The organism is Syntrophorhabdus sp. (genome assembly GCA_012719415.1).
Classification (GTDB): Bacteria; Desulfobacterota; Syntrophorhabdia; order Syntrophorhabdales; family Syntrophorhabdaceae; genus Delta-02.
Genome location: JAAYAK010000175.1, coordinates 1 through 7,882, shown reverse-complemented (window position 1 = coordinate 7,882; position 7,882 = coordinate 1). Strand labels below are relative to the sequence as shown.

The window sequence follows — 7,882 nt, the reverse complement described above, 5'->3', positions numbered from 1 at the left end:
TTGACGAGGTGGTCGAGAAAAGCCCCAATGAAGTCGGGACGCCGGTTCTGGTAATCGAGATAGTAAGAATGTTCCCAGACATCGCAGGTCAACAGGGGAGTCTGGCCATGGGCGATCGGTGTATCGGCGTTGGATGTCTGCACGATCTTCAATGCGTTTCCCTCCTGAACGAGCCACGTGTAACCGCTTCCGAACAGGGACGCGGCCGCAGCCCTGAAAGCGTTTACGAATTCTTCGAAACTCCCGAAGGACGCCTCGATCATCCGGAGGAGTTTCCCGGCAGGAGGTTTGCCGCCCCCTCCCTTTTTCATGCACTGCCAGAAGAAATCATGGTTCCAGACCTGGGCGGCATTGTTAAAGACTGCGGTCTTGTCCGGCCTGCCCGCGGTCTCTCTGACGACCTCTTCGAGAGAGCGTGCCGCAAGGGGTGTCCCGTCGACCAGTTTGTTCAGATTATTTACGTACCCTTGATGGTGTCTTTCATAATGGAAGCTCAGCGTCCGGGCGGATATGTGAGGTTCCAGCGCGTTCTCCGGGTAGGGTAGGGGCTGTTTTCTGAAATAGGGTTTCTCTGCGGCGGGCTGCGCGGCGCCATCCATCGGGGCTGGGCCGGGGAGCACCAGCAGTGCTGCCGTAAACAGAAAGGCCTGCGCGATGAGCCGGGCCGACGGCGACATATTTCGATGATGATGCTTTTCGCTCCCCCTTTTATTTCCGTCCATGGTTTTCCTCCTTTTCTTTCCATATGAAGAGACACCGGGACTGGGGCCATTCAAGGAAGATGACCCCCGCCTTCGTGTCATCCAGAAGTCTACCACAAAGGTGAGGGCGGAGGAGAGCGCAGCCAGTCCGTCATCTGATGTCAGGAGCCGTGGGAGGGGTCTTAAGAAAAAGGGGGGGGGGTGAAAAAAAGGCACCCCCGCTTCCATCGGGAGTGCCTTGAAAGAAGATCTCAACGACTAGGGTTCCACGGGTGCTTTCGGGTCCTTCATCCATTCTTCCGTTGAACCGTCGTAGATCTTGACGTTCTTGTAGCCGAGCAATTCCGTCATGACGTACCCCCATGAAGAGCACACCTTACCCGTATCGCAATAGAGGATGATCTCTTTCGCGGGATCGGAGCCGGCGGCCTTTGCGACGAGGGCGGCCAGTTCGGCCCTGGTCTTGAATGTGCCGTCCTTCGTGTATGCCTGTGACGGCGGCAGGTTGACAGCGCCCTTTATCCTGCCCGGTTTGGCCACGAAATCCATCTTCTTTTTGCCCTCATAGAATTCGGGTTCTCTTGTGTCGATCATTGTAACCTTGCCGATAGCGCCGAGAACGTGATCCTTCTTCACGAACATGGCCTCGGTGGCCTTGATGTCGTGCTTCACGGGTTTGGGTTTGACGATGTCCGTGGCGACAGGCTTTTTCTCGGCCAGCCACTTGCCATACCCTCCGTCCAGGATCGCCACGTTCGTGACACCGGCGTAGCGGAGCGTTATTGCCACGCGGGATATGTCGGTGCGATTAGGCACGGTGTCGGCATTTCCCACGACGACGACATGGGAATCAGCCCCGATGCCGGCACTGGAGAGAACGTCCGAGAGATCGTCCGCGTGCGGCATCTCGTTCCTGAGTCCCGCCTTCATGATGGCGAAAGAGCCGTAGACCACGTTGACGGCGTTGGGGATATGGCCGGCCTTGTACTCTTCGACCTTCCTGATGTCGATGATGACGAGTTTCGGATCACTCGCGTGCTGTTGCAGCCAGTCGGTGGATACGATGGGCTCGATGTCGCGGGCGAGTGACGTGAAGGGAAGCATCAGCATGAGAAGAACAAAGACAGTAATGGTGCACAGAACCGGTCTTTTCATGGTCTCTCCTTTACTTTATTGGTTTTGGGCTGTAGAGCAGAAGCTCGTTCGCCTTCGATCCGTTCTTGATGAGGCCCTCTTTCGTGAGGAAGTCCCGTTTCTCGACGTGGCAGACCTCGCAGGAACGGGTCCGGTCGGTCCTCTTCTTGATGTTGTGTGTGGGTGTGGCCCAGTAATTGGGAAGGGAGTCGTATTTTTCCATCGCTATCCCGGCGGTCTTGAATGTGTCGCGGACCGTGGGAACGAGGCGCAGGGTCGTGACCGTCTTCCTGTCCTTGGGGTCGAGACCCAGGAAGAATCCGGGTTTGGGTGTGGCGCCTTTCCCCAGGTGGCAGTCGAGGCAGTTCGTATACACGCCGCCCGAATGGCAGGCATAGCAGCTTACCCTGTCCCTATGCTGCGCGTGGGAGGTTTTCGCCTTTTCCGTCTTCTCGGTTCCCGCCTTGTGGCATTTTTCGCAGGCAGGCCTTTCTTTTACCTCCCGCTTCGATGTCTGGATCGTTCCCGTGCCGTGGAGTTCGGTCTTGCCGTGACAGTCGAGGCAGGTCATTCCCTTCTGGTAATGGATGTCGGCCGATCCGCCGAAATCTCCCGTGAATTCGGGATAGACCCGTCCTCCGTGGCACATGGCGCAGGTCTTGCCGTCGTCCTTCGCGACAAATCTGTGGCCCCTGAGAAGCCCCGTGCTCACACCAGCTATCCGTGGAGACCTGACGTGGCAGTCACCGCAGGAGGCGTGGCAACTCCGGCAGGATTGCTGGAAGACCTTCTCATCGAACACCCTGCGCTCAGTGGTCGAGAACCTGCCCGACACGCCGTGCCTTAGCCCGGCAGCGGTGAAGTGAAGGGCGTTGGCGTATGTTCCCGCCATCTTGTCGTGGCACTTTCCACAGGTCGCGAGATCTGCGGACGGTTTCTTGATGAATCCGGCGTGGGCCTTCTCCCGGGAAGCCGCCCTTTCATCGCCGCGGTGGCAGGAGGCGCAGCCTTCGGCGAAGTGGGGATCGCTGTCGAGAAGCTTTCTGTCCACAAGGAAGGCCTTGTGCCGGGACTCCGTCGGGACCGACGGAGGGGCCCCAGCTCACCCCACGCCTTCCTCGAGCACCACCTTCACGGGTTGGTGGAGGGACCGGAGCATCCTTTCATTGGTATGGCATTTCACGCAGCCGCTTTCAGCGGCGTAAAGGAGTGAGGGCAGAATGAACCCCGTCAGCATGAGCATCGATAGAAGCAAGACCAGACCTGAGGAGTGGTTTCTCATACGGTGCCTTGTCAAGAATGGTAATTGTAGGGAGGGTTTTTGTCAAGGGGGAACGAGAAGTACCGTTCCAGTTTCACGTTTCAAGCTTCAGGCAAAAGACAACAGCGTCAATTTGGCCTTCTGTTCTTGTCTCTAACCTGGAACCTGCGACCTGGGACCTGCGACCGTTCTTAGAACTGTCCGAAAAGGGCGGGAAAGTGTATGCCGCCTATCACGGTGTTCCTGTATTTTTCGCCGATTGACAGCCGGGCTTCGGCCAGTTCCGGGGACTTGACGCCATTTTCCGTGGAGCAGTAGGTCTCGACATAGGCCGCGAGGTCGTCGACGGCCTTTATCATCGCACCGTCCCGGGGGTTGAAATGGTTTTCGTTGTAACGGCTTGTTATCGTTTCGGTGTTGGTCTTGAAGATCTTGCCGTCAACGAGCGCGATGCTGCTGAACTCGTCCTCCGTGAAGGTTCTCATTTCCGCGTGCCATTCGGCGGGGATGAGGTTGAAGACCTCCTTCTCCATCTGTTCCTTCTCGTAGGCCTTGATGAGGGAGTCGAGGCCTTCGATGGAGCGTTTGACGGGCGATATGATGTCCCGGGTGAGGACCTCCGGCAGGTCGTGGAAGAGACCGGTGAAATAGTTGTTGAAGCAGCGCCTTGGACAGGCGCCGATCTGAAGGGAAAAGAGATAGGAAAGGACGGCCACGATGAGCATGTGCCCGAGTACCGATGTGCGGGGTATCATGTTGATATGGCTCCACCGGTACTGGAAGCGGAGCTGGCCGCAGAGGTCAAGAAAGTTGCGGTATTTCTCGAAGAGGGCAAGCTGCTGGATGCCGGTGAGGTCGTAGTAGCGCTCCTGCCTCTGCTGAAGGAAGCCCCTGATCTCCGGTATCTCGTAGCCCGTGGGGTTGGCGCGCTCGATGATGCCGAACTCCCACCGGGTGGCGTAGAAATGAGCGGCATTGATGATCCGCTTGTTGATCGTGTTGTCGGTGCTCGAGAAGTAATGGCGGAAACGTTCCAGGAAGTCGTCGCCCAGAGGGGAGATGACGGGCTCCAGTTTCTTGTACACCCATTTCGTCAGTTCCTCGTACCGCTTCCTGTCCTCCCTTATCCTGTTGAATATTTGTGGTTTCAGGTCCGTTATGACGAGTCTCTCCAGGAATTCGAAGAGTCCTCCCTCGATGACCTCCAACCAGTCGAACCCTTCTCTCGACTCCTCGAACTTGCCCAGAAAATATGCTATCGTCATCTTGTGGGCCTGCTTGTCCAGCTCCTTGAGCTCCACGGGCCGTATCTTGTCATTCCACCTTTGCATGGCCGCGGCACTGAACAACTCCAGTATGAACGATTTGGTGAGCATCACAGGCTTCATTGTAAAGGAATTAGAAAGAAAAGGGAAGAGGGAACGAGGGCGGGATCAGGACGCAGGGTCTTGATAGCACAGATAGGAGAGGATAGGACCTATAGGGGAATAAGACCCATAGGACCAATAAGACCCATAGGACGCTTAGGACCTATAGGACGGACGAACCCTTCGTTGTGGGCGCCAATTGACTTCAACAGGTCCTATAGGTCTTATCCGTCCTATAGGACCTATAAGTCCAATATGTCCTATTTTCCTATATGTCCTATTCCGTCCTACCGGTCCTATCAGCTCCTTCCCCCTGATCCCTGGCAATAAAAAAGGCCGCCCGCGGGCGGCCTTTTTTATTGGCATTCTTTCGTTACGCCTTTTCTATTTCAAAACTGACCTGCCCATCATCGTACTTGAGAGGCCGCACCTTGACATCCATGCCTATCTTCGGGTCGCTGAAGTCTTTTGCCAGACGGGCAAAGGCCTTAAGGCCGGCACCGAAGTCGACAACGGCCATGGTGTAGGGCGCGTCGGCTTCAAAGCCGAAGGGGGCGTACATTGCCGTCGTGAAGGTTTCCAGAGTGCCCTTCGGGGGCAGTTCGAACCAGTCCATCTCCTTCGAAAGACAGGCGGCGCAGTCGGCGCGCGGGGGGAAGTATTTTGCCCCGCACTGCTTGCAGACCGTTCCTTCCACCTTGCCCTCGGCAAGGAGATCGACGAATTTACCTGTTTTTGTGAAGCTGGTGAAGCTCTTTCTTCCAAATTTATCGAATCCCATCTTAGTCCCTCCCAAAAATAGTGACGTTTCCGTAGAGGCCCACACCGCCGATATTGTGGTTGAGGCCGATCTGAGGATCTTTGACCTGCATCGGGCCGGCTTCGTCCCTGAGCTGAAGGACGATGGTCCGGATCTGGGAGCCGCCGGTGGCTCCGATGGGATGGCCTTTTGAGAGGAGGCCGCCATCCACGTTCACGGGGATCTTGCCTTCCTTGTAAGTTGCTTTTTCGCGGACAAGCTGCTTGCCGTCGCCCTCGGGCGCGAATCCGAGACCTTCGTATGCCATGATCTCCGCGATAGTGAAGCAGTCATGGACTTCGGCGACGTCTATGTCCTTGGGGCCCACGCCGGCCATCTTGTATGCCTGGTTGGCTGCCGCCTTGGCGACCTGGATACCCTTGGAGAAATCAGGTCTGGCAGCCATATTGACGACCTCTGACGCGGCGCCTATGCCAAGGATCCACACCGGCTTCTTCGAGAAGACCTTGGCCTTCTCGGCGTTCGCGAGGATGATGCACGATGCTCCATCAGCATTGGCGCAGCAGTCGCCAACGCGCAGCGGCGATGCGACAGGCCCCGCCATCTTGGCATCGGGGTTTTTGGGATCGAAGTCTTCAGGCTTCACGCCCTTGCGGTAGACGGCCCTTTCGTTGATCTGGCCGTAGGTGGCCGCCTTTACCCTGACATCCCTCAAGTCGTCAAGGGTCAAGCCGTTCTTCGCGAGGTATGCCTGCGCGTAGAGCGCGTAGTAGGCAGGCATCATGGTGCCGAAGGGAGCTTCCCACTGGATGTCGCCGCCACGCCCCATTCTTTCCTGGGATTCGGCGGAGGTGATCTCCGACATCTTCTGGAAACCGCAAACGACCACGATGTCGTGGAGGCCGGCCTTGATCATGCTGTAAGCGAGCTTGACACCTACCGTGCTTGACGAGCATACCGTCTCAACGTAGAATGTCGGCTGCGGGACAAGACCCAGGTATTCCGCCAGAACACCCGCCGGCGATCTCTGCTTGTCGTACTCCGGGGCGGAGCAGAATATGGATGCGTCCACGTCCTTAGCAGTGAGGTGTGCGTCCTGCATCGCTTCTCTGTAGGCTTCGAAGGCCAGTTCCCTGATGGAGCCTTCGTAGCCCCTGACGAAGTACGTCTGGCCAACGCCGATAACTGCAACATCTTTTGCCATACATTCCTCCTTGTATTATTGTGTTGTCCTGTTTCTCTGGTACATTACGACGTATCTGTTATGCTCAGCCATGTCCCGCGAAAAGACATGGGTACCATCGTTCTTCGAGACAAAGTAAAGATGGTCGACGGGCGCCGGGTTGAGCGCTGCCAGTATCGAGTCCTTTGACGGGGTGCATATCGGCCCCCGGGGGTAGCCCTTGAACATGTATGTGTTGTACGGCGTGGGTGTTGCAAGGTCAACCTTCCGTATGGGGGAGCCGAACCCCTTCGTGCCGTAAATGACCGTGGGGTCGCAGTCAAGGGACATACCCTTGAGTATCCTGTTATGAAAGACGGCGGAGACGAGAGGCCTCTCTTCCCTTACCCCCGATTCCTTCTCGATCATCGAGGCGAGAGTGAGCACCTGGTGCGCGTTCATCCCGAGGGAGGCCATCTTCCGCCTGATGCCTTCGTCATCGAAAAGCTTGAGGGTCCTCATCGTGATCCCTTCGAAGAACTTTTCCCTGTCGATCTCCTTGCTGTAGAAGTATGTGTTGGAGGAAAGGTACCCCTCGAGCGAATCGGCTTCGATGCCCATGCTTTGCAGGTACTTCCTGTCCGCGGAGAGTCTGAGGAATTCCTGTCTCGTCATGATGCCGCTTCTGTGGACGGATTCCGCTACGGTGTATATATTGTTGCCCTCGATGACCTTCAGAACATAGATCTTTCGCTTGCCCTGTGCCATCTTCCGTACGATCTCGAACGTGGACATGTCCCGGCTCAGTTCGTACTCCCCGGCAACGAGACGACCCCTGTACATGAGGGATCCGATCGTGAAGAGCACTGACGAGCGTATGAAGCCTTCCCTCTTGAGGATACCCGCTATTTCCGCCACGCCCGTCCCCTGCCTGACGACAACAGGTTGTATCGACCGGTCGGTGTCCCTGGGGATACAGGCAAATATCAGGGTTTGCGAGAAGATAAAAATGATGACGGCAATGACGATGGTCTTCTTATCGCGCGCTGCGAGCATCAAGGTATCCCTGCAGAATTATCTGTGATGCCATGATATCCAGATACGGTTTTCTCTTCTTGTGGCGCACCTCGGCCATATCGAAGACCCTGTGCGCCTCATTCGTACTGAAACGCTCGTCCCAAAGGGTAACGGGTATGGCTACCGATTCACGGATCCTATCGGCGAGTCCCATGACATTCTGCGCCCGTGTTCCGATCGTGCCGTTCAGGTTCCTGGGAAGGCCTATAACGATCTCCCCGACCTCATGTTCGCGCACCATGCGCTTCAATTCCTCCATATCTTCTTCGAGGGAAGCACGGTGGTATAGCTTGAGGCCCTGGGCGATCGACAACGTGGGATCGGACAAAGACACCCCGATCTTCTTGTCCCCCACATCCAATCCGAGTATACGCATCAACTATTATAGCAGTTTTTGCTTTCGTTTCAAGAACAAAACCA

Annotated in this window: 9 protein-coding genes; all 9 read right to left on the bottom strand. The window is 56.3% G+C overall.

Annotated elements, in window-relative coordinates; genetic code table 11:
- Positions 1-599: superoxide dismutase (locus GXX82_10300; GenBank protein ID NLT23428.1), on the bottom strand; the 599-nt coding region annotated here is incomplete at its 3' end.
- Between the two features lie 360 nt (positions 600-959).
- Entirely contained in the window at positions 960-1,856 is an 897-nt protein-coding gene (locus GXX82_10295) for a sulfurtransferase (GenBank protein NLT23427.1), read from the bottom strand.
- 10 nt (positions 1,857-1,866) lie between these two features.
- A complete protein-coding gene (locus GXX82_10290) occupies positions 1,867-2,886 on the bottom strand; it encodes a hypothetical protein (GenBank protein ID NLT23426.1) in 1,020 nt (339 codons plus the stop codon).
- 51 nt (positions 2,887-2,937) lie between these two features.
- Positions 2,938-3,117: a hypothetical protein gene (locus GXX82_10285; protein ID NLT23425.1), complete on the bottom strand. Its 180-nt coding sequence runs from the start codon at positions 3,115-3,117 to the stop codon at positions 2,938-2,940.
- 170 nt (positions 3,118-3,287) lie between these two features.
- Complete coding sequence (locus GXX82_10280; GenBank protein NLT23424.1) at positions 3,288-4,472, bottom strand: HD domain-containing protein; 1,185 nt, start codon at positions 4,470-4,472, stop codon at positions 3,288-3,290.
- Positions 4,473-4,836: 364 nt separating this feature from the next.
- Positions 4,837-5,244 carry a Zn-ribbon domain-containing OB-fold protein gene (locus tag GXX82_10275; protein NLT23423.1) on the bottom strand — a complete coding sequence of 136 codons (408 nt, stop codon included), beginning with the start codon at positions 5,242-5,244 and terminating at the stop codon, positions 4,837-4,839.
- A 1-nt stretch (position 5,245) separates the two neighbouring features.
- Positions 5,246-6,427 (bottom strand): acetyl-CoA acetyltransferase, encoded by a 1,182-nt coding sequence (locus tag GXX82_10270; protein NLT23422.1) that lies wholly within the window; start codon positions 6,425-6,427, stop codon positions 5,246-5,248.
- A 15-nt stretch (positions 6,428-6,442) separates the two neighbouring features.
- Positions 6,443-7,441: an endolytic transglycosylase MltG gene (gene mltG, locus GXX82_10265; GenBank protein ID NLT23421.1), complete on the bottom strand. Its 999-nt coding sequence runs from the start codon at positions 7,439-7,441 to the stop codon at positions 6,443-6,445.
- Entirely contained in the window at positions 7,422-7,838 is a 417-nt protein-coding gene (gene ruvX, locus GXX82_10260) for a Holliday junction resolvase RuvX (protein ID NLT23420.1), read from the bottom strand. The genes mltG and ruvX overlap by 20 nt, the downstream gene beginning before the upstream one ends.
- Positions 7,839-7,882: the final 44 nt, after the last annotated feature.